Origin of the sequence: Devosia sp. Leaf420 (assembly GCF_001425445.1) — a bacterium.
GTDB lineage: Bacteria > Pseudomonadota > Alphaproteobacteria > Rhizobiales > Devosiaceae > Devosia.
Genome location: NZ_LMQU01000011.1, coordinates 154,666 through 181,581 on the forward strand (window position 1 = coordinate 154,666; position 26,916 = coordinate 181,581).

Annotated in this window: 26 protein-coding genes; 10 read left to right on the plus strand and 16 right to left on the minus strand. The window is 60.0% G+C overall.

What is annotated here, in order from left to right; all coding sequences use genetic code 11:
* Positions 1 to 23: 23 nt before the first annotated feature.
* The 6 genes from ASG47_RS11680 (at position 24) to ASG47_RS11705 (ending at position 6,528) form a co-directional block, all read left to right on the plus strand.
* Positions 24 to 1,100: a LacI family DNA-binding transcriptional regulator gene (locus ASG47_RS11680; RefSeq protein ID WP_061909187.1), complete on the plus strand. Its 1,077-nt coding sequence runs from the start codon at positions 24 to 26 to the stop codon at positions 1,098 to 1,100.
* The gene (locus ASG47_RS11685; protein WP_061909189.1) at positions 1,097 to 2,365 is read left to right on the plus strand and encodes an extracellular solute-binding protein; all 1,269 of its coding nucleotides are present in this window, start codon (positions 1,097 to 1,099) and stop codon (positions 2,363 to 2,365) included. Before ASG47_RS11680 ends, ASG47_RS11685 begins: the two co-directional genes overlap by 4 nt.
* 75 nt (positions 2,366 to 2,440) lie before the next feature.
* A complete protein-coding gene (locus ASG47_RS11690) occupies positions 2,441 to 3,523 on the plus strand; it encodes a carbohydrate ABC transporter permease (RefSeq protein WP_061909191.1) in 1,083 nt (360 codons plus the stop codon).
* Positions 3,524 to 3,526: 3 nt separating this feature from the next.
* The gene (locus ASG47_RS11695) at positions 3,527 to 4,405 is read left to right on the plus strand and encodes a carbohydrate ABC transporter permease (protein ID WP_061909193.1); all 879 of its coding nucleotides are present in this window, start codon (positions 3,527 to 3,529) and stop codon (positions 4,403 to 4,405) included.
* Between the two features lie 27 nt (positions 4,406 to 4,432).
* Positions 4,433 to 5,425, plus strand: a complete 993-nt coding sequence (locus ASG47_RS11700) for a levansucrase (RefSeq protein ID WP_061909195.1) — start codon at positions 4,433 to 4,435, stop codon at positions 5,423 to 5,425.
* A gap of 20 nt (positions 5,426 to 5,445) precedes the next feature.
* Positions 5,446 to 6,528, plus strand: coding sequence for an ABC transporter ATP-binding protein (locus tag ASG47_RS11705; RefSeq protein ID WP_061909197.1), 1,083 nt, complete (start codon positions 5,446 to 5,448; stop codon positions 6,526 to 6,528).
* Between the two features lie 275 nt (positions 6,529 to 6,803).
* Here ASG47_RS11705 and ASG47_RS11710 read toward each other — a convergent pair whose 3' ends face one another.
* The 4 genes from ASG47_RS11710 to ASG47_RS11720 all read right to left on the minus strand — a co-directional run bounded on the left by ASG47_RS11710 (position 6,804) and on the right by ASG47_RS11720 (position 10,013).
* Positions 6,804 to 8,099 carry a glycoside hydrolase family 125 protein gene (locus ASG47_RS11710; protein WP_200940907.1) on the minus strand — a complete coding sequence of 432 codons (1,296 nt, stop codon included), beginning with the start codon at positions 8,097 to 8,099 and terminating at the stop codon, positions 6,804 to 6,806.
* A 189-nt stretch (positions 8,100 to 8,288) separates the two neighbouring features.
* Entirely contained in the window at positions 8,289 to 8,978 is a 690-nt protein-coding gene (locus ASG47_RS21325; RefSeq protein ID WP_413813459.1) for an FAD-dependent monooxygenase, read from the minus strand.
* Positions 8,873 to 9,400: a hypothetical protein gene (locus ASG47_RS21270; RefSeq protein ID WP_320408921.1), complete on the minus strand. Its 528-nt coding sequence runs from the start codon at positions 9,398 to 9,400 to the stop codon at positions 8,873 to 8,875. The genes ASG47_RS21325 and ASG47_RS21270 overlap by 106 nt, the downstream gene beginning before the upstream one ends.
* 187 nt (positions 9,401 to 9,587) lie before the next feature.
* Positions 9,588 to 10,013 carry a thiol-disulfide oxidoreductase DCC family protein gene (locus ASG47_RS11720; protein ID WP_061909201.1) on the minus strand — a complete coding sequence of 142 codons (426 nt, stop codon included), beginning with the start codon at positions 10,011 to 10,013 and terminating at the stop codon, positions 9,588 to 9,590.
* Between the two features lie 100 nt (positions 10,014 to 10,113).
* Between ASG47_RS11720 and ASG47_RS11725 the strand changes: the two genes are divergently transcribed.
* Positions 10,114 to 10,965 carry an alpha/beta fold hydrolase gene (locus ASG47_RS11725; protein ID WP_162243254.1) on the plus strand — a complete coding sequence of 284 codons (852 nt, stop codon included), beginning with the start codon at positions 10,114 to 10,116 and terminating at the stop codon, positions 10,963 to 10,965.
* Positions 10,966 to 10,986: 21 nt separating this feature from the next.
* Here the strand turns inward: ASG47_RS11725 and ASG47_RS11730 are convergent, their stop codons facing one another.
* Genes ASG47_RS11730 through ASG47_RS11750 form a run of 5 tightly spaced genes read right to left on the minus strand, consistent with a single transcriptional unit; the run spans position 10,987 to position 16,145 of the window.
* A complete protein-coding gene (locus ASG47_RS11730) occupies positions 10,987 to 12,102 on the minus strand; it encodes an LLM class flavin-dependent oxidoreductase (protein ID WP_061909205.1) in 1,116 nt (371 codons plus the stop codon).
* Between the two features lie 4 nt (positions 12,103 to 12,106).
* Positions 12,107 to 13,468, minus strand: coding sequence for an LLM class flavin-dependent oxidoreductase (locus ASG47_RS11735; protein WP_061909207.1), 1,362 nt, complete (start codon positions 13,466 to 13,468; stop codon positions 12,107 to 12,109).
* A gap of 16 nt (positions 13,469 to 13,484) precedes the next feature.
* Positions 13,485 to 14,219 (minus strand): ABC transporter ATP-binding protein, encoded by a 735-nt coding sequence (locus ASG47_RS11740; protein WP_061909209.1) that lies wholly within the window; start codon positions 14,217 to 14,219, stop codon positions 13,485 to 13,487.
* Complete coding sequence (locus tag ASG47_RS11745; RefSeq protein ID WP_082511707.1) at positions 14,195 to 15,094, minus strand: ABC transporter permease; 900 nt, start codon at positions 15,092 to 15,094, stop codon at positions 14,195 to 14,197. Before ASG47_RS11745 ends, ASG47_RS11740 begins: the two co-directional genes overlap by 25 nt.
* Positions 15,069 to 16,145 (minus strand): ABC transporter substrate-binding protein, encoded by a 1,077-nt coding sequence (locus ASG47_RS11750; protein ID WP_061909211.1) that lies wholly within the window; start codon positions 16,143 to 16,145, stop codon positions 15,069 to 15,071. The genes ASG47_RS11745 and ASG47_RS11750 overlap by 26 nt, the downstream gene beginning before the upstream one ends.
* Before the next feature lie 395 nt (positions 16,146 to 16,540).
* On the opposite strand from ASG47_RS11750, the gene ASG47_RS11755 reads away from it, so the two are divergent.
* Together ASG47_RS11755 and ASG47_RS11760 are read left to right on the plus strand one after the other, a co-directional pair.
* Entirely contained in the window at positions 16,541 to 18,076 is a 1,536-nt protein-coding gene (locus ASG47_RS11755; RefSeq protein WP_061909213.1) for a sensor histidine kinase, read from the plus strand.
* 5 nt (positions 18,077 to 18,081) lie between these two features.
* Entirely contained in the window at positions 18,082 to 18,447 is a 366-nt protein-coding gene (locus ASG47_RS11760; RefSeq protein WP_061909215.1) for a response regulator, read from the plus strand.
* 116 nt (positions 18,448 to 18,563) lie between these two features.
* Here the strand turns inward: ASG47_RS11760 and ASG47_RS11765 are convergent, their stop codons facing one another.
* Together ASG47_RS11765 and ASG47_RS11770 are read right to left on the minus strand one after the other, a co-directional pair.
* The gene (locus ASG47_RS11765) at positions 18,564 to 19,220 is read right to left on the minus strand and encodes a ferritin-like domain-containing protein (protein WP_061909217.1); all 657 of its coding nucleotides are present in this window, start codon (positions 19,218 to 19,220) and stop codon (positions 18,564 to 18,566) included.
* A gap of 11 nt (positions 19,221 to 19,231) precedes the next feature.
* Positions 19,232 to 19,888 (minus strand): ferritin-like domain-containing protein, encoded by a 657-nt coding sequence (locus ASG47_RS11770; protein WP_082511708.1) that lies wholly within the window; start codon positions 19,886 to 19,888, stop codon positions 19,232 to 19,234.
* 251 nt (positions 19,889 to 20,139) lie between these two features.
* Between ASG47_RS11770 and ASG47_RS11775 the strand changes: the two genes are divergently transcribed.
* A complete protein-coding gene (locus ASG47_RS11775) occupies positions 20,140 to 20,643 on the plus strand; it encodes an AAA family ATPase (protein WP_061909221.1) in 504 nt (167 codons plus the stop codon).
* Between the two features lie 121 nt (positions 20,644 to 20,764).
* Here ASG47_RS11775 and ASG47_RS11780 read toward each other — a convergent pair whose 3' ends face one another.
* The 5 genes from ASG47_RS11780 to ASG47_RS11800 all read right to left on the minus strand — a co-directional run bounded on the left by ASG47_RS11780 (position 20,765) and on the right by ASG47_RS11800 (position 26,875).
* Positions 20,765 to 22,486 (minus strand): ABC transporter ATP-binding protein, encoded by a 1,722-nt coding sequence (locus tag ASG47_RS11780; RefSeq protein ID WP_061909223.1) that lies wholly within the window; start codon positions 22,484 to 22,486, stop codon positions 20,765 to 20,767.
* 63 nt (positions 22,487 to 22,549) lie between these two features.
* The gene (locus tag ASG47_RS11785; RefSeq protein WP_061909229.1) at positions 22,550 to 24,097 is read right to left on the minus strand and encodes an ABC transporter substrate-binding protein; all 1,548 of its coding nucleotides are present in this window, start codon (positions 24,095 to 24,097) and stop codon (positions 22,550 to 22,552) included.
* Positions 24,098 to 24,190: 93 nt separating this feature from the next.
* Complete coding sequence (locus ASG47_RS11790) at positions 24,191 to 25,096, minus strand: ABC transporter permease (RefSeq protein ID WP_061909231.1); 906 nt, start codon at positions 25,094 to 25,096, stop codon at positions 24,191 to 24,193.
* Positions 25,093 to 26,016 carry an ABC transporter permease gene (locus ASG47_RS11795; protein ID WP_061909233.1) on the minus strand — a complete coding sequence of 308 codons (924 nt, stop codon included), beginning with the start codon at positions 26,014 to 26,016 and terminating at the stop codon, positions 25,093 to 25,095. The genes ASG47_RS11790 and ASG47_RS11795 overlap by 4 nt, the downstream gene beginning before the upstream one ends.
* A complete protein-coding gene (locus tag ASG47_RS11800) occupies positions 26,009 to 26,875 on the minus strand; it encodes a metallophosphoesterase family protein (RefSeq protein WP_061909235.1) in 867 nt (288 codons plus the stop codon). Before ASG47_RS11800 ends, ASG47_RS11795 begins: the two co-directional genes overlap by 8 nt.
* Positions 26,876 to 26,916 lie beyond the last annotated feature (41 nt).

Below are 26,916 nucleotides of genomic sequence, written 5' to 3' on the forward strand. Positions count from 1 at the left end.
CAGTCCAACCAAGGGAGGATCGCTTGGCCACCATCTATGACGTTGCGAAAGCTGCGGGTGTTTCGCCCAAGACGGTCAGTCGCGTCATGAACGGGGATGCGCCCGTCAACGAAAAGACGCGCGAAGCCGTCGAAGCGGCCATGCTTTCTCTCAACTATGTGCCATCAAGTGCCGCCCGCACTATGCGCTCGCAGCGCTCCGGGCTGATTGGGATGATCACCGGCGCCATCAGCACCACCCACCATTTCGAAGATACTGGCCTTCCCGAAATCTATCTTGTGCAAGGCGCGCAGCGCGTCATTGCCCAGAGCAATCGCACCCTGCTCATCGCCGATAGCGGCGGTCAGGTCGATCGCATCCCGGCGCTCTTGCAGACCTTCCGCGAGCACCGCGTCGAGGGCGTCCTCTACGTCGCCGAATATCACCGCGAAGTCAGCCTGCCGGCCAATCTGCGCGATCGGCCCATGGTGCTCGTCAATTGCTTTGATGCCGACGAGACCCCGGCCGTTCTGCCCGATGACGCGGGCGGCCAATTCACCCTCGTCGATGGGTTGATCAAGCGGGGCCATCGCCGCATCGGTTTCCTCACCCTGCCCGAACAGCAGATTGCCTCCGGACTGCGCATGGATGGCTATCGGCGCGCGCTGGAGAGCAATGGCATTGCCTTCAACGAGCAACTGGTTCAGGTCGGCGCCCTCGCCAATGCCGCGCACGAATTCGATCTGCTCTGGGATGCGCTCGACCGTGTCCTCCGCGCCGAGCCGACGGTCATCTGCTGCGCCAACGACAAGATGGCGATGCGGGTCTATGGCCTGTTGCGCGAACGCGGCATGGCCATCCCGCGCGATATCTCAGTCGCCGGTTACGACGACTATCGCATGATCGCGGAGCACCTGCATCCCGGCCTGACCAGCGCTCAATTGCCTTATGCCGCCATGGGCGCCCGCGCTGCCGACAAGCTTTTGCGTCTCATCGCCGGCACGCAACGCCCGGGCGAACCGGCCCATGAGTTGGTCTCTGGCCCTGTCGCCTGGCGCGACAGCGTCCAGCCGCGCGACACAACCATCACCCAATTATCGACCAGGAGGAAAGACATATGAAATCCCTGAAGCTTCTCGCTGCAACGCTGGCCTTTAGCACCGCCCTCGGCGGCGCCGCGTTCGCCCAAACCAACCTGACCATGTGGTACCACGGCGCCGGCAGCACGGTGGAACGTGACCTGATCAACGGCATCATCACCGATTTCAACGGTTCGCAGACCGATTGGAAAGTCTCGCTGCAGGAATTTCCGCAGGCCGCTTACAATGACTCCGTCGTCGCCGCCGCCGTTGCCGGTAATCTGCCCGACATCATCGACGTCGATGGTCCGGTGATGCCGAACTGGGCCTGGGCCGGCTATATGCAGCCGCTCCAGCTTTCTGAAGGCGCGCTCGATGGTTTCCTGCCCGGCGCGATCGGCAAGTATAACGACCAGGTCTATTCGGTCGGCCTCTGGGATGCTGCGGTCGCCATGTATGCCCGCAAGTCGACGCTCGAAAAGTTCAACATCCGCATTCCGACCCTCGAACAGCCATGGACCGGCGAAGAGTTCAACGGCATCCTTGAAACCCTCAAGTCTTCGGGCGAATTCGACTATCCGCTCAACCTCGGCATGGCCGATCAGGGCGAATGGTATCCCTATGCCTTCGCGCCCTTCCTCTGGAGCTTCGGTGGCGATCTCGTCGATCGCACCTCCTATGAAACCGCCGAAGGCGCGCTCAATGGCGATGCAGCCGTCGCGTTCGGCGAGTGGTGGCAGAGCCTTTTCACCAATAACTATGTGCCGGGCACGAGCCAGGACATGGCGAGCCACGAAACCGGCTTCATCGATGGCGATTATGCCCTGCAGTGGAATGGGAATTGGGTGGCGGTCAAGACGCTCGAAGCCCTCGGCGACGACGTGCTCTTCCTTCCTGCACCAGACTTCGGCAACGGCCCCAAGATCGGCGGCGCTTCCTGGCAGTTCGGCGTGTCGGCGACCTCCGCTCACCCCGATGGCGCCAGCGCCTTCATCGAGTTCGCCCTGCAGCCAAAGTACTTAGCAGCCTTCTCCGATGGCATTGGCCTGATCCCGGCAACCGCTGAAGCCGCCGCGCTCACCAAGAACTACGCTCCCGGCGGCGCGCTCGAAAGCTTCTACGCGCTCTCTGAAAAGCAGGCCATGCTGCGTCCGGTGACACCGGGCTATGTGTTCGAAGCGCTCGAATTCCGCAAGGCGCTCTCGGACATCGCCAATGGCGCTGACGTCGTCGACGCGCTCGACGCGGCAACCGACGCCATCAACGCCGATATCGCGCGCAACAACAATTACGCTGCCGCGCAGTAACCTCTCCCTCCCGAGCACGGTCGGCCCGGATTTTTTCTGGGCCGGCCTCCCGGCACGTCTTCAAGGCAGTCGCACATGCGCCCCAAACAGACCAAATCGCTGCAGTCCAATACGCTCGCCGGATGGCTGATGAGCGGCCCTGCGCTGCTGCTGATCACGCTTTTCCTTATCGTGCCGTTTCTTCTGGCCTTCTGGTTTTCCTTCACCAATCAGCGGCTGATTTCGCCCAATCCGACCCAATTCGTCGGCACATCCAATTTCGAGCAATTGCTCGGCGTCGGCACTCTGGTGCTGCAGCCGGAAAAGGCCGAGGACGGCAGCCTCGTCGTCAGCGCCACGGGCGAATTGAGCTATCCGCGCGTTCGCGATTTCACCCGCAACAACCCTGATTTTCAGCATCTCAACGGCATGCGCGAATGGTTCGGCTGGGAGTGGGGCAATACCAAAATATTGGTCCTCGCCCGCGACCTCGTCTTCATGAAGGCGCTGACCAATACGCTCTTTTTCGTCGCCATCGTCGCGCCCCTCCAATCCATTATCGCGCTCCTTTTGGCGCTGATGATCAATCAGAAGCTGCGCGGCATAAACGTCTTCCGCACCGTCTATTTTATGCCGGTCGTCGTCTCGATCGTCGTCGTCTCGCTCCTCTGGCGCTTCATCTATGACGGGCGCAGCGGGCTCCTCAACAATCTCCTCCAGTTCCTCTCCTTCGGCCATTTCCAGCCGGTCGATTGGCTGGGCAATCCCGATACGGCCATGTGGGCCATCATCGTCATGTCGATCTGGCAGGCGGTTGGCTTCCATATGGTGATCTGGCTGGCGGGCCTCCAGAACATCCCGCTGACGCTTTATGAAGCCGCCGATATCGAAGGCGCTTCAAGCTGGCAGAAATTCCGTTTCGTCACCTGGCCAGGCCTGCGCAATACCGCGGTCCTGATCCTTGTGGTCATCACCATGCAGGCCTTCGCGCTCTTTTCGCAGATCGACGTCATGACCAATGGCGGGCCGCTCGATTCCACCCAGACGCTGGTCTTCCAGGCCGTGCAGCGCGGTTATGAGCAACAGAATATCGCCGGTGGCTCCGCCATCTCGGTGCTGCTGTTCCTCATCGTGCTGACCATCTCGCTGGTCCAGCGCTACGTCACCCGGGAGCGCTAAGAAATGGCCGCTGTCACCTCGCCCAATCAACGCCTCAAGATCAGCCTCAAATATCTGCTGCTGATCCTGGTCGCCGTGATCTTCGTCTTCCCCATCGTCTTCATGGTGGTGAGCTCGTTCAAGCCCGACCTGCAATTGCTGCGCGACACGTCCTCGTTCAACGCCTTCCTGCCGATCGGAGATATCTCGCTCGACAATTACTTCGCCGCGTTCCGCCGTGCGCCGGTGGGGCTCTTTGTCTTCAACTCCATCCTCGTGACGTCGCTGACCGTCGTCGGCTCGCTCTTCCTCTGCTCGATGGCAGCGTTCGCCTTCGTCTTCCTCGAATTCCGCGGCAAGGAGATCGTCCTTTCGATCATCATTGCGACGCTCATCGTGCCCTTCGAAACCATTGCCGTGCCGATGCTGATGGTGGTCAATTCGCTCCCCTGGATCGGCGGCAATGGCGTCACCTGGGGCTGGCTCAATACCTATCACGTCCAGATCGTCCCCTTTCTCGCCGATGCGCTGACAGTCTTCCTCTTCGTCCAGTTCTTCCGCGATCTGCCCAAGGAATTGGTCGAAGCGGCGCGTCTCGATGGGGCAAGCTGGTTCCAGGTCTATTCCATGGTCATCGTGCCGATCGCCGGCCCGGTCTTTGCAACGGCCGCCATCCTCAAATTCCTCGCCATGTACAACCAATATCTCTGGCCGCTCATGGTCACCCAATCCGAGCAGTTCCGACCGGTCATGGTTGGTCTCCAATACTTCTTCCAGCTCAACACCGCCTGGGGCGAGGTCATGGCCTACCTCTCCATGATCACCCTGCCCGTCCTCGCCTTCTACATTTTCCTCCAGCGCGCCTTCATCACCTCGATCGCCTCAACCGGCATCAAGGGCTGACGCTCCTAGACCTAGAAAGACACGACATTGGTTCTCGCACTTAAAGACAAATGGATTTGGGATTTCTGGACCTATCGCGATGGGGACGACTACCACATCTATTTCCTCCAGGCCGACAACACCCTCGCCCATCCAGACATGCGCCACCGCAATGTCACCCAGGGCCACGCGGTCTCAAAAGACCTGATCAACTGGACCCATCTCGGCACGACCTTTGCGCCGTCCGCAGAGACCGCCTGGGACGATTGGACCACCTGGACCGGCTCGACCCTCCGTGACGATACCGGCCTCTGGCACCTCTTTTACACGGGCACCGAACATGCCGAAGATGGCATGAAGCAGCGCATCGGCCACGCCACCTCGACCGATGGTCACAACTGGACGCGCGTCGGCAATGGCCTCGCGCTCGACATTTCCGGCCCGGACTATGAGGAATACACCCCCGGCCACTGGCACGACCGTGCCTTCCGCGATCCCTGGGTCATGAAGAACCCTAAGGGCGATGGCTGGTTCATGTATATGGTCGCGCGCCAGCCGGGCACGGCCGAGCCCAATGCCGGTGGCACGGTCGGCTTTGCCACCTCGCCCGATCTCAATAGCTGGACGCTGCAGCCTCCCGTTTATAAGGGCGGCATGTTCGGCCAGATGGAAGTGCCACAGGTCTTCGAGGTCAACGGCAAGTGGTACATGCTGTTCTGCACCGATGGCTCGCATTGGTCCGAGGCCTATAAGAAGCTCAATCCCGAAACGCCGGTCCGCGGCTCGCACTATCTCGTGGCTGATGATCCGCAGGGTCCATGGGAAGTTGCACCCGGCCCGTTCTTCGACGGCGCCCAGGGCAGCCGCTATGCCGGCAAGATCGTCGAAACCGACAATGGCCTTGTCTTCATGGGCTTCCTCCACGACGCCGCCGATGGTTCCTTCATCGGCCAGGTGTCCGACCCGATCCCGGTGCGCGTCGATGCCGACGGGCTCCTCCACACCGAACTCGACAAGCTGCCCCCGGGCGCCAAGGTCTAAGCGAAAACGGAGAGAACATCATGGCTGGACTGAGCCTGCAAAACCTCCAGAAGACCTATGGCAAGGTCGAGGTCATCAAGGGCGTCAACCTTGAGATCGAACATGGCGAATTCGTCGTGTTCGTCGGCCCGTCCGGCTGTGGCAAATCCACCCTGCTCCGCATGATTGCGGGGCTCGAAGATATCACCGGCGGCGAACTCAGCATTGGCGGCCAGGTGGTCAATGCCATGCAACCGCGCGACCGCGGCGTCGCCATGGTGTTCCAGTCCTATGCGCTCTATCCGCATATGACAGTCTACGACAATGTCGGCTTCGGGCTTCGCATCAAGAAGACCCCCAAGGACGAGCGCGACGCAAAAATCCGCGAAGCCGCGCGTATTCTCCAGATGGAGCACCTTCTCGATCGCAAGCCAGCCCAGCTCTCGGGCGGCCAGCGCCAGCGCGTCGCCATCGGGCGCGCTATCGTGCGTCAGCCTGAAGTGTTCCTCTTCGACGAACCACTCTCCAATCTCGACGCGTCGCTGCGCATGGACATGCGCATGGAGATTTCAAAACTCCATCAGGATCTCGGCGCCACCATGATCTATGTGACGCATGATCAGGTCGAGGCCATGACCCTGGCCGACAAGATCGTCGTCCTCAATGCCGGCGTCGTCCAACAGGTCGGTTCGCCGCTCGAACTCTATCATCGCCCCGCCAACCTCTTCGTCGCCGGCTTCATCGGCTCGCCCAAGATGAACTTCCTCGACGTTACGATCGACGAAATCGGATCAGGCGTGGTGACAGTCTCCGGTCCGGATATGAAGCCGGTATCCATCCCGGTCGCCACCGATGGCCTCAAAGTCGGCGCCGCTTTGACGCTCGGCACTCGCCCCCACCAAATGCAGGCAGCCGATCATGGCCCCATCACCGCGACGGTGGCCCTCGTCGAGCACCTCGGCAACGAAACCATCGTCAGTCTGCGCCTGCCATCCGGCAAAGCCATCGTCGCAGCCCTGGACGGCGACTTCCCCGTAACCCACGGCGCCACCCTGCACCTCACCCCCGAGGCGAGCAAAGCCGTCCTGTTCGACGCTCATGGAACCGCACTGCAGGTCACATAACGACCACGTCGCAATAAAGGGTGGCTGCGGACGAATCCGAACCGCCACCTTTGATGACGTCAGTCCCGCAACACCAGATCCACTTCGGACCACCGCCACGATAGCGGTCGCCAAAACTGTTGTTCGGTAAGATGCCCTTAACGCTGGAGAAATCCACTTCGTCCGGCGGTTCATTCAAAGCGCCGATTTTTCAGTGTGAGCTTTCGCATCTTGCTAGCGCAGATTGCGTTTGCGGCAGCGCACCGCGCGGAGGCTGGAGTCAATAAACGAGCCAGCTATTTATAATTCACAGCGGAGCGGCGATAGCTGCGTAGGCCGGCAACGTCCAGTGCGAGCTCGCAAAACATGGCATTGGCCCAGGAAAACCATGGTCGCGTGAACCTTGTGGGATCATCGACATGGAAGGATTCGTGCATAAGGCCCGTGCCCCCGTCGGTTGCGAGCAGCAGGTCTAGCAAATCGCGCTTTTCGGCGAGGCTGTCGCAGGTCAGCCCCTGTACGGCGAGGGCAATGGGCCACACTTGGTCGGGTGGCGTATGCGGGCTGCCGATCCCAGACGCAGCCTTCCCGGCATAGAAATACGGGTTGGCCTTGCTAAGGATGCGGGAGCGGGTCGCCAGATAGATCGGGTCAGTTGCGGTGCACCAACCCAGCATGGGCAGCGAGAGTAGGCTCGGCACATTGGCGTCGTCGGCCAGAAGACTATTGCCCAGCCCGTCGACTTCGTAAGCATAGACCGGGTCTTTGCCATCGACCTCCACCAGTCCGAAACGCTCTATGCCCTTCTCGATCTCCTCGCGGAGGCGATCGGCGTCCCGCCCAAGGCTGTCGTTTCCAAAAACTTTGACTGCCACCTCCGCTATATCGCGCAGCGCGACTGCAGCAAAAGCGTTGCCGGGAATATTGTAGCCGTAGACACAGGCATCGTCGCTCGGCCTGAACCCTGCCCAGGTCATTCCGGTATGCCCCGTAACCGGCCCCAGACCTTCGCGCGTCAACGTATCGCTCTGCGGGCAGTCCATACGCTCAAAGCGATAGGTCGAATTGCGCTCGTGGTCCTGCTCTGTCCGCCATGTTTGGATGACGACCTTCGCCACCGCCTCGAAGCTTTTTAAATGGTCGGTTCTGCCTGTTGTCGCCCACAGGTCGTAGGCCAGTTGGATCGTATAAGCGAGCGAGTCGATTTCGTATTTGCGCTCCCACACCCAGGGCGACTGAGGGAAGACGTCCTTATGTCCTGCAGCATTATCGGTGGCGTTGAAGGCATTGGCATAGGGATCGAGCAGAACATAGTCGAGCTGGCGCCTGGATACGGCGGCAATGAGATCGGCCAGCCCGGCATCCTGATGCGCAAAATGCAGAAATGGCGCCAGCTGTGCCGTGGAATCCCGGAGCCACATTGCCGGAATATCGCCCGTTATGACGAACGCCGTCCCGTCGGGCAGACGCGTGACGGTCCTTGTCAGCATATCGACCAGGCAGCGCTCGACGGTTTCGCCCACCTGTGCGCCCAGCGTCTCCCCGACCTGGTTCGAGATTTTCTGAACGATTGGGTAAACTGACTCCCCCATCACGGCCGTCTCCATCTATTGGCGCTACTCACGCACTTCTAATTATCTCATGGCTTCAGATTCGGAGCCTAACCAGAGCGCAGCACATCGACAATGCGCCAGCGTCCGGAATTCGAAGCCGGTCCCAAATCTTTCATTTATCTGCCAGCCCAAACAACACCAAGGCGCCCAGCCCGAAGCGCTCCTCAATCAAACGAACTTATGCCCGGGTGCTTCACCACGGCCTGCTTTCTCAGAGAGGAGCAGAGGGTTGTGCGGCAGCAGAAGCTGCCCCGAGATCAGTTTGGCCAATAGCCACGGCAGCGGTGCGATCTTACCCAGGCTGCCGGCACCGATGTCGCGAAACATCGGGTAGATAGAGCTGTCAGACTGGTAGAGCGGCGTCAGCACGTTGGAGAGAAACTGATAGAGCCGCACATGCCAGCGCCGCATCTGCGCATAAGCGGCAAGCGCCGAGGGAATGTCATTCGTGCTGTCCATTGCCCAGGCCAGCGCTGCTGCGTCCAGCAAGGCCATATTGGCCCCCTGCCCCAATTGCGGGCTCGTTGAATGCGCACTGTCGCCGATGAAAACTATCCCATCGCCTGCGGGAATTTTGAGGGTCGAGTGCGTATATCGGGCGAGAGTGAGTTGGTCGAAATGCGCAACATTTGCCAGATGCGGCTCCGTCTCTAACCAATATTTGCGAACGTCTGACCGCCAGGCTTCAATACCGGCGCTGCGGATGGCCTCATAGTTAGCGGTCTTAAAACTCCAGAAGAAAGCTGCGAGGTCTAGCCGTCTGCAACCTGCTTGCCGGCCGGAAGGACGCCGATCATCACGCTCGCCTTGCGATAGCGCTGCACGAGCGCGCGCCGGTCGAAACCCTCGTCGATCCAAGGCAGAGTGGCCCAGAGCGCACCGAACGAGAGCGCACGCGCTGTTGGCTTGTGCCGGGCGAACTGGCGCAGGCGCGACAAGGAGCCGGTCGCATCAACGATAAGATCGAACGCGCCTTGGCGCCGATTGCCGCTGTGGAGGTAATAGCCGGAGCGGGCGCGGGACATATCGGTGACGGCAAAACCAACCGAAGTTTCTATGCCCTCTGCCACAACCGCATCGTGCAGAACGCTGAACAGCGCCGCGCGGTGGACCGCCAGCCCGTGGACATCAGCCCCGAGTGGGCGATAACTGACGTCAAGTACCGTTCGGCCCGAACGAAAATCCGTCCCAACGAGCCGATCCACAGGCGATCCAAGCGCGGCGATGCCCTGGCTCAGTCCAAGCGCATCGAGAACTGCCAGACCGGTTGGCTGCAGCATGAGGCCCGACCCGACAGGTTGGGGCGTTTCGAAGCGCTCGAATAATCGGACCCTGTGCCCTTGCCGCGCAAGGAACAGGCAGTCGCCAAGCCACCCGGACCTGCACCCGCGACTGCGATATCGAGGCGTTTACGCAAGAGCGGCTCCCCATCTGATCTGCAAGGTGGCGACCAATCTGACCGAGTGTCTAAAGCACACGCTTGGCTTGCTCCGGTGTCGGCAGCCAGCACGCGTCTCGCTTACCGAAGATGCGGTAGCGATTGCGGGCGATAAAGCGATAGATTGGATCGCGGAGAGCCCGGGGAATGATCCGAAAAATCGAGAGCATTCGCCATGGCCACCCCAGCCCTTCATAAATGGAGAGAATAGCGTCACTGTTCCGCCGAACATGCTCTCCGGTCACGACCACCATAGTATCGGGTTGAGAAGGATCGATACCGAACTTGCGATAGATTGCGCTGCCAACTTCGCCCTGCATGGATGCCAGCAGAAAATGGCCGCGGCTATCGTTGTTGAGAACAAATTGCGCATTGGCCGAGCAGAGTACGCACATTGCATCAAAGACAATTATGGGACGCTGCGATCCGTCGGTCTCGCTGTGAAAGTCTTCCATGCTGTCTTCTACGCCGGTTTGGCAGGGAACAACAATCGGCCGTTCCGATTGCGAACGGCCGATCTCGCCCCCAACTCTAGGCAAAGGAGAGCCTGAAGCCGTGCACATAAAAACCTCCGGCATGCTTGAGAGGCATCGTCTCGACACCGCTTCGGGCGTTACGCTGGCCTATGCGGAATACGTGCCCCTCCGACGCTCCGCAACCGACATCGTCTTGGTGCACGGTCTCGCATCCTCGGGCCGGCAGTTCCACAATGACGCAGTGCGTTTTGCCGAGAGCGGCCATCGGGTGATCGTGCCCGACTTGAGGGGACATGGAGCTTCGGGCGTGCCCTCCGGACCCATTCGTGCTGCCGATTTTTCCATTGCCACCATGGCGCAGGACGTCCTCGCTGTACTTGAGCACGCCAATGCCAGGCAGGTGCACTGGGTTGGCAATTCACTCGGAGGCATCCTGGCTCTCCATCTCCTGGGAACACCGCAAAGCGATCGGCTGGAGAGCCTAGCGCTGTTCGGCACCTGTTTTTCGATGCAATTGCCTGCGCAGGCGGCCCACGTCCTGCGCCTATCGTTTTTGCCCGGCGCGCCCGTGACCGCTTGGTTGACCGCTCGAACGACGACGCAAAGCTTGTTTGGCCGACAGTCGATTGAGACAGCCATACGGCAATTCAACGTTGGGGCTGGCGCGGCAATTGTCTCTGGTCTGCGCCGCTACGACTTCATCGCCAATGCGCTCAGCTACGATCGCCCCGTGCTCGTGCTTCGGGGCGGCAAGGACCACGCGGTCAATCTGCGGCTGCGACACGATATCCGCAGGTTAGCCCACCGGCCCAATATCGATCTGATTGACCTTCCCAAAGGTGGCCATTGTGCCAATCTGGATGTTCCCGAAGCTTTTTGTGCGGCATTGGAAGAGCACTGGAGGCGCGCGGAACTGCGCGCAAGCACTTAGCCCGGGCACACTTGTAGAGGCCTAATTCACTAGTTCCGGCTCTATTTCCTGCGCATCTCTATCTGCCGGGACGCTACGGAGCAGCGGCAGCAGATGCCGGCCCTGACGTTTGATCTCATTGAGGTAGGGTGTATCGGACAGCACAAACGTATCGATACCGAGGGCGCGATATTTCTCGAGGCTATTGGCCACGTCTCGGGCCGAACCGACGAGCCAGGTTGTCCCGGCGCCGCCCCCGCCGAACTTGCCCGGCGCAGTATAGAGATTATCGTCGAGCACCTCGCCGCGAGCATGCAAATCCAATAGCCGCTTCTGACCCACGGCAACCTTGCGGTTGTGATCGTCCCACCCCAAGCCCTGATGCCTCGCCATTTGAGCCACCTTGGCCTCGGCATCCCGCCAGGCCTCTTCGGTTGTGTCACGCACCAAAGTGGTGATCCGCAGCCCAAACTTGAGCGGCGGCAGGTCGCGATCAAGCTCGAGACTGAGTGCTTTGAGTCGAGCGATGCGCTCGGCAATGCCCTCGATCGGTTCGCCCCAGAAAAGCTGCACATCGGCTTCAGTGGCCGCCACGCGCTCCGCGGCTTCGGACGCCCCGCCAAAGTAGAGCTTTGGATGTCTGCGATCGCCTCGAACGATCGGTCGTGGCACGACGGTGCTGTCGGTCACCGAGAAATGCTCACCGGCAAAGGTGACGTTTTCCGCCGTCCAAAGCCGCCGGACGAGCCTCATGAATTCCTTGGTCCGCGCATAGCGATGCGCTTGGTCACCTTCGCTGTCGCCATAAGCGGCCAGATTATCCTGTCCCGACACGATATTGATCCGCACCCGCCCACCGGTGAGATGATCGAGCGTCGCCGCCGCAGACGCGAAATTGGCCGGTCGCCAATAGCCGGGCCGGATGGCGATCAACGGTTCGAAGGTTCGGGTGCGCGCAGCCAATGCCGTCGCAAGGGTAAACGTGTCGGGCCGCCCCCAGCCCGTTCCGAGCAGCGCACCATGCCAACCGTTGTCCTCAAGCGCCTCGGCCTGCGCGGTCAGTACGTCGAGGCTGTTGTGATCGACGGCAACGGGCTCGCCGCGATGGCCGGGGTTCACCTGATTGGGGATATACCAAAGAAATTCGGTCGTGCTCATGTCTCTAGACGGCCTTACGCTGGAGGGCAGGCTGGGCAAGCCCGTTGGCCGGACGCAACAGTCCGAGATTTTCGCGCAGTGTCTGGCCCTCATACTCGGTCCGGAAAATCCCTCTTCTCTGCAGGATCGGGACAACCTGATCGACAAAGTCGCTAAGGCCGGTCGGCAGAATGGGCGGCATGATGTTGAAAGCATCCGCGGCGCCGTTGTCGAACCAATCCTGGATCGCATCGGCAACTTGCTCGGGCGTACCGACGACAGTGCGGTGTCCACGAGCGCCCGCAACCGCCAGATAAAGCTGACGGAGAGTGAGGTTATTGCGCTCGACAAGATCGGTTACGAGCTTGAGCCGGCTTTTGTTAAGCTCGGTGTTCTGCGGCAATGGCGGAGCGCGGTCGTCGAGCGAATATCCCGAAAGATCGATGCCCTTGTAGTGGCGCTCCAGAATTGTCCAGGCGATCGAGGGGTGGATGAGGGACTGGATATAGTTATACTCTTCCTGTGCCTCCTTCTCGGTGCCGCCGAGAACGGGGAAGATGCCAGGATTGATGAGGAGCTCATTGGTGCTTCGGCCGTAGCGCCCAAGTCGGCCCTTCACGTCCGAATAAAATTCCTGCGCATCTTCAATGGTCTGATTGGCGGTAAAGATCATTTCGGCGGTCCGGGCCGCCAGCTCACGTCCCGGCTCGGAGGCACCAGCCTGCACGATTACTGGATAGCCCTGCACGGGACGCGCGACATTGAGCGGACCGCTGACGGTGAAGAATTTGCCCTGGTGATTGAGCTGGTGGATTTTATCGGGGTCGAGATAGACGCCGCTTGCCTTGTCGCGCACGAAGGCATCGTCCTCATAGGAATCCCACAACCCTTTGACGAGATCGACGAACTCCTCGGCGCGCTCATACCGATCCGCATGCGCGGGATGTCCTGGGATGGAAAAATTCTTGGAGACGTCGGCCCCGGTCGTCACGACGTTCCAGGCAGCTCGACCCTTGCTGATATGATCGAGCGAGGCAAATTTTCGCGCGAGGAGATAGGGATCCTCGTAGGTGGTGGATGCCGTCGCCACAAAGCCGATATGGCTCGTCACCTGCGACAGGGCTGCCCAAAGCGTTATCGGTTCGAAATGCGCGCCCTGGCTTGAGCGTCGCAGCGCTTCCGGATCTTTGGCTCGCTCCCACCCCGCCGGACTGTCAGCGACGAAGACGAGATCGAACTTGCCGCGCTCGGCGGTCTGCGCCAGGTCTTTATAGTGGTCGATATTGTGTCCTGCATCGGCTTGCGAGGCTGGATGCCGCCAGGCCGAAACATGGTGTCCGGTCGCCATGATAAAGGCGCCGAGCTTGAGCTGTCTTTTCTCACTCATTTCAGTGTCCTTTCGTTTAGGCAGCGCTTCGGTCGTCGACGTCGACGCCAAGCCGCGACAGCAATTGGGATCGGATAGCACCAAAGCGTGGATCGCCGTGGCTGCGACGGCCCTTGATGTCGACCTTGAGGTCTTCGACCAGGCGGCCCTGGTCGAGCACCAGAATGCGATCGGCCAGAGAGATCGCCTCGTCGACATCGTGTGTGACGAGGAGCACTGCCGGCCGGTGGCGCGCACAGAGCTCGCGGAGCAAATCGTGCATCTTGAGCCGCGTCAGCGCGTCGAGTGCCCCAAAAGGCTCGTCGGCCAGGAGCAATGCGGGCTCCCGTACCAGCGAGCGGGCCAGCGCCACGCGCTGCTGCTCGCCGCCGGAAAGCTGGATCGGCCAGGCCGTTTCGCGACCTGCGAGCCCCACCTCTTCAAGAGCTTTTCGGCCAGGCTCACGCCCTGCCCCACCAAGGCCCAACGTGACATTCTGGATCACACTGCGCCAAGGCAGGAGCCGCGCATCCTGAAACACGACGGAGAGCTTTTCCGGCGTTCGGAGTGACCCGGTGCCGTCCACCTCGTAGTCGAGCCCGGCCAGTGCACGCAGGAATGTGCTCTTACCTGAACCGCTCTTGCCTAAAAGAGCCACGAATTCGCCCTGGGCAATGTCGAGGTCGAGGTCGTCGAGGATGGTGACGTCGCCAAAGCGGCGGGTCAGCCGGCGGACTTCAACCGCCTTTAATGAGCGAGCGTGCGGCGCCATGACAGCAGTCTCCTTTCAAGCAGACGGACGACGCCGTCGGAGGCAAGGCCGAGGACGGCATAAACCACGAGCCCAACGATGATGATCTGGGTTTGACCATAGGTGCGGGCGAGTTCGATCATGTAGCCGAGGCCCGAGGTGGCATTGATCTGCTCGACCACCACCAGCGAAACCCAGCACAGCGTGACGGCAAACCGTAAACCCAGGAGGAAGCCAGGCACTGCACCGGGCAGCACGACTTGCAACAGGAAATCACGCTGACTCATGCGCAACGTTTCAGCGAGTTCGACATAGCGCTCGTCGATGGCCCGCAGCGCATTATGCGTGTGCATGTAGATCGGCACGACGACGCCAAGCGTAATGATCGTAACCTTCATGGTCTCGCCGATCCCCAGCCACAGCATCAGGAGTGGGATCATGGCGAGTGTCGGTACGGCGCGCTTGATCTGGATGGGCCCATCGATGAAGGCCTCTCCAACCCGTGAAAGTCCGGAGATGACCGCAAGCAGAAGACCGATGACGATGCCGAACCCCAATCCCAGCAGCGCTCGTACCGACGAGGTAAGGAAGTTCGATTGCAGCCGCCCATCGGCGATAAGATCACCAAAGGTGCCAACAATTGCCCATGGCGCCGGCAGGATGCGCGGATCGAGCAGCCCGAATGCCGACCCCGCAGTCCAGATCAACACCAGGGCGAGAGGCCCGATCTGGAGACCGAAGGGAATGGCCGGACCCGGCCCAAGGCGCCGCCGGCGCCGGGGCGAATTTTCGACAAAGGCGGGCGGGCGGAAGCTGGTGGGCGGGGCATAGCTCGCCGGTCTTTCCCGGTCGAGGACATCGAGCCTTCCACTATGGCTGCTGGTCACATAGGTCATCGCGGAACTCCAGGTTCAGGGAAGTCTCTTTGGCGCTTAGGGCTGCGGCGGCGATTGTTTCGAAGCGGCGGTCAAAGATGTTCTCGGCGCTGAAGGGCTCGTAGCCGAGCTCGGCGCCCAGAAGGTCGATGGTCTTCTGATGGCGGGCGACGACCTCGTCCCAGTTGTCGGGGATGATCTGATTGCCCACGAGTTCGACGAGATACTCGCCGTCTTCCTTGCTCAGGCCCTGATCCCCAACATAGTAGCCTTCGACCCACGCCTCGGGGTTCTCATTGACCCATTGCGTAGCGCGGGCCCAAAAACCGACATAGACGGCCAGCGCCGCGGCCTTGGCCGGATCGTCAAGCACCCATTGCGGTGCATAGAGATGGCTCGGATCATCGCGCAGCCCATGCTCGATCACCGTCGCGCCATCAGCGCCATACTGGTTCACATAACGCCGGATATAGACCCCACCGATCGGTGCCACATCGACCTGATGGCTGGCAAGTGCCACAGGATAGACATCGCCCGTACTCGGCAGTTCGACCAGGGTCACGTCGTCGCGCGTAAGCCCCGCCGCCTGTAGAGCCCGCAGCACCAAAGCGCCCTGGGCCTGGCCGGGGCTAAAGGCAATGCGCTTGCCGCGGAAGTCGGCGAGAGTCTTGACGTCCACGCCTGGGGCGATGCCGAACCGATAGATCGGATGGCCGATAGGATCTTCGCGTTCGCGATAGGCAATGTTGCGGACCGGCAGGTCATTCCAGTTGGCAAAGATCGATGGAATTTCAGCCACCGAGCCAACATCGAGCGCCCGCGCCCGGAAGGCTTCCGAGGTCTGCGGCCCACCGCTGAGATTGGTCCATTCGATCTCGAAGGGAATCTCGTCGATGAGACCGGAAAGCTGCAGCGCCACCTTGGTCTGCGGGTCACCCACCACGAGCTTGGTGCCCGCCGGAACGTCGGCGGGAAGTGGAGCGCTTTCCTGGGCGTGCACCAGGCCGAAACTTGCCAGTGATAGAAGCGAGGATGCGATTAAAAGGGTCGCGGTTCGACGGCTCTGCTGCATGTCTTTCCATCCGATCAGTGATGGAGAGAACGTTAGCCTTCAATATCCACTAATTCTATAGACTAAAGAAGATCGATTTCCCGAATATGGGAGGCGATTGAGCATGGCAAGGCTGTGAGCCGGTCCGAGGGACGCCGATTTTTCAACAGGCAAGGCCCGTGTCTTCAGAACCATATTAAGGGCGAGCCTTGCGCTGGACGGAACTAAATATTCGGCGACAACCGCTGCAGTCGCCCGATATTCGCCCTTGGCTATTGCCAATGGCCGGACAGGTAAGCGAGTACGCCCGGCCCCAGATCACGAGACGTAAGAATTAGCCTTGCCGAGGAAGTTTGGCTTGACGGAAGCCATGCATTCCCAAACAAGCGACCACTGCTTCAATCTGGACCACAGTCATGACCGCAGATGGTGCGCATAGGGTCGTCTCCAATACCGCTTTCCTGGCCGGAGGTGGTGCGCTTGGCGAACTCATCCGCAGTTACGATTGGGCGTCGACTCCTTTGGGCGTTCCGTCGACTTGGCCGGGAAGCCTCCGGACCCTCGTCCAGGTCATGCTCACATCGCAGCAACCCATGTTCATCGCCTGGGGGCCCGAACGCACCATGCTTTATAATGACGGTTATGCGCCCATGTGCACCAACCGTCATCCATGGGCCTTGGGCAAGCCGTTTGCAGAGGTGTGGTCGGACATCATCCAGGATGTTGGCCCGATCATGGATGCGGCTTACGCCGGCACCCCAACCTATATGGACGATATCGAATTCCAGATGACGCGAAACGGTCGACCGACCGAGACGCACTTCTCGTTCGGCTATACGCCTGTTCATGATGAGACCGATCAGGTCGCGGGCATGTTCTGCACCGCTCTTGAAATCACCTCTGAAGTGATTGCGGGCCGCCATCGGCGGCAGGAGCTCGACCGCCTCCGGACGCTGTTGGAACAAGCGCCGAGCTTCATGGCCGTGCTCACCGGGCCGGAGCACCGCTTCGAAATCACCAATGCTGCCTATAGACAGCTCATTGGACATCGCGACATCATCGGAAAAACCGTGCGCGAAGCTCTGCCCGATATTGAGGGCCAGGGCTTTTATGAGCTGCTGGACAAGGTGTTTACGACAGGCGAAATCTTCGTCGGGCGCGGCATGAAGATCGACCTTCAGCACACGCCAGGCGGGCCCGTCGAGAATGGCTATCTCAATTTCATATATCAGCCGATGTATGATGAGGCCGGAGAGATCAGCGGCATCTTCGTTGAAGGTGGAGACGTCACGGATCTCAAGAAGGCGGAACTGGCGCTGATGGAGTCGATCGCGACTCAGGACGTCCTCGCCGGCGAATTGCAGCATCGCATCAAGAACAGCCTCGCCATGGTCGCCGCGATCGCCGCGCAGACCCTGCGTGGAGAAGACATTGCTGATCGACGGCTGCTCTTTAATTCACGTCTGAGCGCCTTGGCGACTGCCCATGACATTCTCACCAACAGCACATGGACGACGGCTTCGTTGCGTGAAGTCGTAGACGGCGCCCTCCTCCCCCATTTGCCCAGCGAGAACCGCGTCAGCGTCCAAGGCCGGGATATCGACCTTAATCCCAAGCAGGCCCTGTCGATGGCTCTCGCGATCCACGAGCTTGCCACCAATGCGGCAAAATACGGGGCGCTCTGTGCCCCCTATGGCAGTGTTTCTATTTCTTGGGATTTTTCCGGCGTGGCCGACGAACGCAAGTTCGTTTTCACCTGGGCCGAAAGCGGCGGGCCGCAGGTCAGCGAACCGAGCCGAACCGGATTCGGCTCAAGATTGATCACAAAGGTGTTGGCGTCCGATTTCGGCGGTCAAGTTGGCATCGATTACGCCCCGCAAGGCGTTCGATGTGTCTTGGAAACCGATGCGGCTAGCGTCACCGCGTCTAAAACACCCAGCAAAAAAGGCTGAGTCATATGGCGCACTCAAAGCTCACAGTCCTCGTGGTTGAGGATGAATCGCTGGTCAGAATGGCCATCGTCGACCGCCTTGAGAATGAAGGTTTCCTGGTGCTCGAAGCCGCCAATGCTGACGAGGCACTCGCGATCCTTGCAAAAAACCTCGATATCAGGCTGGTCTTTACTGATGTCGACATGCCCGGCAGCATGGATGGCTTGAAGCTTGCGGCCGCCGTTCGCGACAGATGGCCCCCCATCAAGATCGTCGTCACATCGGGCTATAAGCATGTCCGGCGCGACCAGATCCCCGCAGAAGCCGAGTTTGTCCCAAAACCCTACGATCCCGACAATCTCATCAGCGCCCTCCGCCGTATGATCCAGTAGGACAACTCAGAACGGCTCTGAGACGACAACGCCCCGCTAATTGACGTGACGGAAAAATTGGCCCCTGGGCTAGATGAGCTCAAGGGCCAACGCGTCACCAAAATCGTCCAAACACTCTAGGCCAGGAACGGCGTCGCCGCTGCCAGCACGGCTTTCTTGCTGAGCGGCTTGTCGAATGCGCCATCCCAACCGAACTTGAGGCCAATACGGCGGACTTCGGAGGCGTGACGGGCTTCCACCGAATGGATCTGCAAAGCGACCGTGAGGACTTCCTTCGAGCCCATGAGATTGCCCGCCTGCCCTTTGTAAGCGGCCACGCCAAGATCTTCGAATGTCTGGCTAAGGGTGAGGAACGTGTCGAAGTTTTCCCAAACGTCGGCATATTTGCCGCCGGCGGTAAAATCGACGCCCGGGGCTTTGACCGCAGCCGAACCCAACACGCCCTTCAAGAGCTTCACGTGGGCATTTTCGTGCTGACCGATGGTGCGGAAGACCGCGCGGTATTGCGATGGAATAATGCCCGACTTGTTCCCTTGCTCGTAGAAGGCTGCTTCCAGATATTCGAGCGTCAGCGCGAAATTGAGCGTATCGGTGATCTGTTGCGGCAGGCTCTGGCCAAATGCCTGGTTGGACGCGAGCGCCAGCACGAGTGGAGCACTCGTCATGATCCCGGCCGCTTTGGCGTAGCGGGCGAAAACGTCACGACGGCTGCTGACGATCGTATCTGCCAGCTCAGGCTCGATGGCGCCGAGAATGGTGTTATCATTGCTCATGATCGAATTCCTTATGGCAGAGTTGCAGCGGTGACTTCGGTCACGATGAAGGGGGCTGCCTTGGGCAGAACCATTGATGGCAGCAAGGCCTTATCAAGCCCCTTGTGGTCGACATTGCCTCGACCAGCGGCCTCGGCGCTGAACGGTCTCAGGAGGTCGGCAATAGCGGCTGCGTGGCGGGCTTCGACCGATACGATCGAACCGGCGGCCACAAGATAATCCGGCGTTGAGATGAGCTGGCCCGCGCCGTTATAGGCCGCGACACCCAGGTTCTCGAAAACATCTGCCGTTCCAAGCACGCTGGCACGGCTTGAGAAATCGACGGCCGAGAAATCGACTTCAAGCGCTGGAATGGCGTTGGAGCCGAGTGCGCGCTTGAGGAAATCGCGATGCGCGATTTCGTGGTCGCGAATTTGCTGAAGGATGCGCTGGTCGTTGACCTGCATATTGCCGAAAGGGTTTTCGAGCGCCTGAGTGTAGAAGGCGGCCTCGAGCTGTTCGAGAGCATAGGCATAGTTGAGAACGCCGATGTCGCCATCGCCCAATTCGGCGGCCAGTGCAGCACTGATACCGAAATTGGGCAACACGGCACTTGCGATCGCCACCGTTGTGCCCGCCCCTGCCCACTTGAGCAGATGGCGCCTTGAAAGGCTGGTCTTGCTTTGCATGATTCAATCTCCGGGTGAATTCCGAAGAAGCAACGGCAAGCCCGCCAGCCCCGGTTTCTGAAAAATGCGACAAAGATGCGCGATTTATCGAGAAACTTTTTTGGCTGCGGCGAGTATGCGCGCGAGACAAAATACGAAACGCGGCGGCAAGTTTTACAGTGGCTAGAGGACTTCCCTCAGGAAGTGCACAGGCACTAGCCAAACGCTGAGTTGGCCCGATAGCTAACATGAAAGCACTCGGAGGGCATGGCATGTTATTGATCTTCAGCGGATTACCGGGGACCGGGAAATCTACAATTGCGAAGGCATTTGCGGAAAAGCATTCTGCTGTCTACATCCGCGTCGATGAGATCGAAAATGCACTGCGGAGCACATACCCTTACAATGATATTGGCCCTATGGGATATGTGATATCGTTCGCAATTGCCCGTTCAAATCTCCTGCTGGGAAATCTGGTTGTCGCGGATAGCGTCAATCCCGTGTTGGAAAGTCGACACGGCTGGCACGCCGCGGCTAAAGACGCCAACGCTATTGCCTTTGATATCGAGGTCGTGTGCAGCAACAAGCAAGAGCATCGTCGACGTGTTGAGACGAGACCCGCGGAGATCGTTGGTCATCAGCACCCAACGTGGGAGAGGGTAGAAACGATGGACTATGTTCCCTGGGAAACCGACCGCTTTATCATAGACACTGCCAAAACGGATCCGCATGGGGCCCTGGCGGAAATTTCCATCCGTTTGGGCTTAGTCCTCTAGAATTCTAAAGCGACAATTCGACCTTATCTCAAGATGACCTGCGGCAGCTTCAAGGAGAGCGTGCTCAACCACGGACATTCGTGTTTGGCCACGTTTTTGGGCGAGCAGACGTTGTCAGATTTCACGCGGGAAGAAGCTTTCGCACTCCTGCTGATCTTGAACGACCTCGGGTCGCGTCGGCGACGGGAACAGCGGCGATGAGCGCTTTGGTGTAGTCGTGTTTTGGCGCTTCGAAAATCTGCGCGCGCGTGCCCGTTTCGACGATTTTGCCGTGGCGCATGACGGCGACGCGGTGGCTGGTGCGCTCGACGACGCCCATGTCGTGGCTGATGAAGAGATAGGACAGGCCCAGTTCCTGCTGCAGTTCTATCAAGAGATTGACCACCTGCGCCTGGATCGAGACATCGAGGGCTGAGACCGCCTCATCAGCGATAATCAGCTTTGGGGAAAGACTCAGTGCTCTCGCGATGCAGAGGCGTTGGCGCTGACCGCCGGAAAATTCATGGGGGTAGCGGTCGAGGTGTTCTGCCTCGAGCCCAACGCGGCGCACGAGTTCAACGGCGCGGTCCCGCAAGGCACTTCCCTTTTCGACGCCGTGGATGACGAGTGGCTCGACAATCTGGTCGAAAGCGTCGATGCGCGGATCGAGCGCCGCATAGGGGTCCTGAAAGACGATCTGCATATCACGCCGCTTGGCGCGCATCGCGTCGCGGTCGAGTTTGAGGACGTCTTGCCCCTCAAGCAGAACTTCGCCGGCATGGGGTTTGGCGAGACGCAGGATCGAACGGCCGGTTGTCGATTTGCCAGAGCCGGATTCTCCCACCAGTGAAAGCGTTTCGCCTCGTCCGATAGTGAAGCTGACATCGTCGACGGCCTTCACATCGCCAGCGTGGCGCTTGAGGAGACCTTTGTGAATCGGGAACCAGGTCGAGAGATTTTTGACTTCGAGCAGCGGCTCATGCGCCGCAGGCGCCGGTTTGGCCGTCCGAGGATCGGCTCCAAAAGCCAAAGGCCCGGCTGTGCCGGCCATTGAACCAAGCTTGGGCACGGCACTGAGCAGAGCCCTGGTGTAATTCTCGCGCGGCTGGGCAAAGAGTTTTTCAACCCCTTGTTCCTCGACCTTACGGCCCTTGTGCATTACCACCACGCGGTCTGCCATTTCGGCGACGACGCCCATGTCATGGGTGATAAACAGCAGTGCCATACCCTCTTCTCGGGCAAGGTCACGCATCAAGTCGAGCACCTGGGCTTGAATGGTCACGTCGAGGGCCGTCGTCGGCTCATCGGCGATCAGCAGGCGCGGCGAACAGGCGAGCGCCATGGCAATGACGACACGCTGGCGCATGCCACCGCTCAGCTCATGCGGATATTGGGTAAAGCGCCGCGCCGGATCACTGATGTGCACGCGAGTGATCAAATCCAGCGCCTTGGCATTGGCGGTCTGGCGGTCCATGTCGCGATGCTGGCGCAGCACTTCGGCAATCTGCTCGCCGACGGTGAAAACCGGGTTCAGCGCCGTCATCGGCTCTTGAAAGACCATAGCGATTTCGTCACCGCGGATGGTACGCATCATGCGCTCCTCCGCCTTGGCGAGATTGACGACGCTGCCGTCACGGCGCTTGAAACGAATAGCACCAGTGTCGATCGTGCCACCGTTGAAGCCCGTTAGCCCCAGAACAGAAAAAGCCGTCACCGATTTGCCCGACCCGGACTCGCCAACCACGGCGACGCATTCGCCGGGGAACACATCAAAGCTCAGGCCCTCAACGACGCGCCTGGCTTTTTCACCGTGGCCAAAGCTGACGGAGAGGTTTTCTATGGCGAGCAAAGCATTGGCGCTCATGATCGGACCTTTCAAAAGGGGAGGACCCGGGCTGGACGGGAAACGCCAGCTCGGGTCATGCGCTTATTCGACCGTGATGGACCCGGCACGGAAATCGAGCACGTAGGGGATGTGGCCGGGCTGCGGTGCCCACGTCACGCCCTGGCGCATGCCGTAGCTTTCATAGGGCTGGTAGAGCACTACGAAGGGCATCTCTTCCTTCACATAGGCCATGATCTCGCCATAGGCTTCCTTGCGCACGGCGATGTCGGTCGAGTAGCGGAACTTGTCCCAAAGCGCCGGATACGCCTCGTTCGGGGTCCAAGCCATTTCGGTGCCCGAGCCCTTGGGCGACCACATGGTACCGAACGAGCCGGCAGGATCGGCGAAATACATTGGGTTGGACCAGTTGCGCACCTGCATGTCTGCGTCGGGGCCGGTCCATTTGGTCGTTACATTGATCTCAGCCTTGACGCCGATTTCAGCCCACATTTCCTGGATTGCCTGCGCGGCAAGAAGACCATTGGTGTAGTAGACCGGATCGGTGTCGAAGCGGATGGTCGAGCCATCGTAGCCCGCCTCGGCCAGCAATTCCTTGGCCTTTTCGGGATTGTATTCGAAGGTCTGGCTCTCGGTGTCGTTCAGTTCGCCATATTGGGCATAGCTGTGGGTGTTCGGAACCAGGGCCTCATTGCCCCAGAGCGCTTCATTGAGAAGATTGCGATCGATGCCCATGCTCAGCGCCTGGCGCAGCTTTGGGTTAGCCATCGTCGGGTTGCGGGTATTGAAGAAGATGATGTGAAAGAGCGGCGTCACATTGCCCACGACCTTGAGCGCCGGATTGCCCTCGATGGTGGCCAGCTGATCGGGCGGCACATTGGTGATCAGATCGACTTCGCCATTGGCAAGCGCGGTGACGCGGGTAGCCAATTCCGGGATGCGTCGAAGGCTCACTTCGTCAAGCGCAGCCTTGTCACCCCAATAGCCATCAAAGCGCGTCCAGACGAGGCTTTCGCCCGGCTGGAACGAGGAGATGGTGTAAGGGCCGGTGCCGATTGGCTTGAGCATGAAAGCGTCGAAGTCGGAAGGCTCGATCGCATCGTCATCGCCTGACAGGCCGGCGATATAGGCCTTGGGGACAATGGAGCCTTCCGAAGTGTTGAGGAGGGTTTCAAACAGCGGCTCGGGCTTCTTGGTGGTGAATTTGATGGTCGTCTCATCGATCTTTTCGACCGATGCAAAATTGTCGAAGAACTGGCGGTGAATGCCGGCATATTCAGGCGTCATATCCTGCAGAATACGCTCGAAGGAAAACACCACGTCATCGGCGGTCATCGGATCGCCGTTCTGGAATTTGACGCCTTCGCGCAAAGTCACCTGAAATTCGGTTGGCGACAGGCTTTCCCATGCGGTTGCGAGACCCGGCTTGAAGACGGCTCCAGGCTGGGAATAGTCCTTGAGGATCAGCGGATCGAAGGTGTTGTAATAGATCTGGCTGCCATTGTTGCCAAAGTCCTTACCCGGATCGAGCCATGGCGGCAGGTTCTGCACGCCGACAGTAAGAGACTGCGCCGATGCAGCCGAGATCAGCATGGTGCTGAGCGCGAGGGTTGAAAGAAGCGTCTTGATCATCTGTTTGGTCCTTTGAAAGGCAGGCGCAAGGGTTCGGTGTCGGGAGGACATCGAATGAGGGGGCATTTGGGGCCGGCGCCGTAGCGCCGGGACTTATTTGAGGCGGATATCGAGCGCGTCGCGCAGCCAGTCGCCGATGAGGAGGACCTGGAGCGAGACGAACATGATGGCGATGGCCGGCACGAGCGCGATCCAGGCCGAGGACGCGAGATAATCGCGCCCGAGCCCGACCATAGAGCCCAGCGTGGCGGTTGGTGGCTGCACTCCAAGCCCAAGGAAAGAAAGCGAGGATTCCACGAGGATCAGCGCCGAGAAAGTCATGGTCCAGACCACGATGATCGGCGTCACGATATTGGGCAGGATATGCTTGAGAAGGATGCGGTCGTGCTTGGCGCCGGCTGCGACCGCCGCCTCGACGAAGGGCATGCGCGCTGTCGCCAACACCTGGGCCCGAACGATGCGGGCATAGGTTTCCCACCCGGCGAGGCCGATGGTGACGATCAGCACCGGCAGCGAGTTGCCGAACACCGCGATCACCACAAGGGCAATCAGCGTAAAGGGAATGGCGAGCTGGATATCCACCACCGCCATGATGAGGCCGCCGAACCAGCCGCGGGCATAGCCGGCAATGACACCGAGCGTCACGCCGAGCACGAGGCTGATCAGCGAACCAATCAGGGCAATCGCCATGGTCAGTTGCAGGCCGTAAAGGGTGCGGCTTAGGAGATCGCGGCCAAGCTGGTCGGTGCCCAGAATATTGGTCGTATTGGCGCCGGCAAAACCCATCGGCGGCTTGAGGCGCGCCAGCAGCTTCTGCGCGTCGGGATCGAACGGCGCTATCCACTGCGCCAGCGTAGCGAGGATCAAGATCAGCGCAAAGACGCTGAGATTAATGCGGGTGAACAGATTGGCCCGCGACCAGAGCGTAGCGATAAGGCTCGGTTTGCCCCGTCGCCCGGCGGCTAATGTAGGGGCAAGAGAAGCGGTCAGCTCGGTCATGATGCGGCAACCTTCACGCGGGGGTCGAGGGCGGCATAGGCATAGTCGACCACCAGCGAGGAGGTGACGACAATGAGGGCGATCAGGATCACGCCGAACTGGAGGACCGGATAATCCCGGCCAATGGCGGCAAAAACCACGAGATCGCCAATGCCTTTGGTGGCAAAGACGCTTTCGACGATGACGACACGCGCCACCATGCCGGCCACCTGGAGGCCAAGGATCGTCACGACCGGAATGGCGGCATTGCGCAGCGCATGTTTCCCCACCACCAGATGTTCGGGTAGTCCCTTGGCGCGGGCGGTCCTGAGATAATCCTGCCCCAGCACATCGAGCATGGCATTGCGGGTAAAGCGGATGATTTCGGCCAGCATTGGCGCTGCCAGAACGATCGCCGGCATCAGGAAATGGATCGGGGTCATTGAGCCAGAACTGGGCAACCAATGAAGGTTGAACGAGAACACCAGGATCATGATGATCGCCAAAACAAAGTTCGGCGTCGCATAGCCCACAAAGGCCACGCTCATGATCGCTGCGCCCACTGCATTGCCGCGATTGAGCGCTGCAACGAGCCCGAGTGGCAGACCAAGCGCGACTGCAAGTCCCAGCGCATAGACAAACAGCATCAGCGTATTGGGCAAGCGCTCGGCATAGATATCCAAGACGGGTCGCCGCTCAAAAAGGCTGATGCCCATGTCGCCACTGAAGAGACCCTGCACGTAGTGTGCGAATTGCAGCAGCAGCGGCTGGTCGAGCCCCATCTGGGTGATCATCAGCGCCCTTGTATTGGCGTCGACGCCCGGCGGCAGCAGATAGTCCGCCGCATTGCCGGAGAGGCGGGTCGCGAAGAAGACGGCGACGATGACGACGCCGAGCGTCGCAATCGCTCCCAGGGTGCGGCGAGCCAGTTGATCAAGCATGTTCAAGCTCGGCGGCGACGTCGGCGTTTGAGCCAAACGGCCCCATTGGCTTGAACCAGGGACGATCGCCCGAGCGGCGGAAGGCCACCTTGGCATGGAACGGATCATTGCCGTGGACGGTCAGGTCGGCGAGATCGTCGATGATCTCGATCACCGCAAAGGCATTCGCCGAGGCCGGCGCTGTCGTAAAACGTTCGGACATGGACTGGATGGTTACATGCTGGATGCCGGCAATCGGGGTTACTGTGTTCCAATGAACATGGCCGGCCAGCCACATGGCAGCATTCCCCGTCGCCTCTACGGCGCGGCGCACCTCAGCATGGTCGGGATAGGTCGAATACTGGTAATTGTTTTCGAAATAGAAATTGCCGATCTGGCTATGGCCTGACAGCGGCACATGGGTGGCGATGATCGCCGGCTTAGTATCGGCCTTGAGCGTTTCAACCAGCCAGGGAAGCGCTTCGGTCGTTGGGGCAAAGCCGCCCGGAAGCCCGATATTGACGCCCGGCTGCCAGAGGATCAGCCGCGCTGCGCCAAGGTCGAAGACCTGGCTCTCCATCGACTGGCCAAAGATGTCTTCATTGTCGGCAATCGACAGGTTGGTAACGTCGTGATTGCCGACGACGTGGTAGCGCGGCCCATTGAACTGGCCCAGCGTGTTGGCAACCTCGGTCGCGGCGCGGACGTCAGTCGCGTGGTCGGTATCCGAGATATGGTCGCCAAGATCGAGCAGCAGGTCGGCATTAATCGTATTGGCATGCTCGACAAATGCCTCCATCGCGCCCATGCCGTCCCAGCCGGTCTCCTTGGTATGGGACTTCGGGCCGTGGTGAATGTCGGTGATGATGGCGATCTTCATGGCGCTGTCCTGAGCAGATTTGGCGGTGTTGACCCCACCAG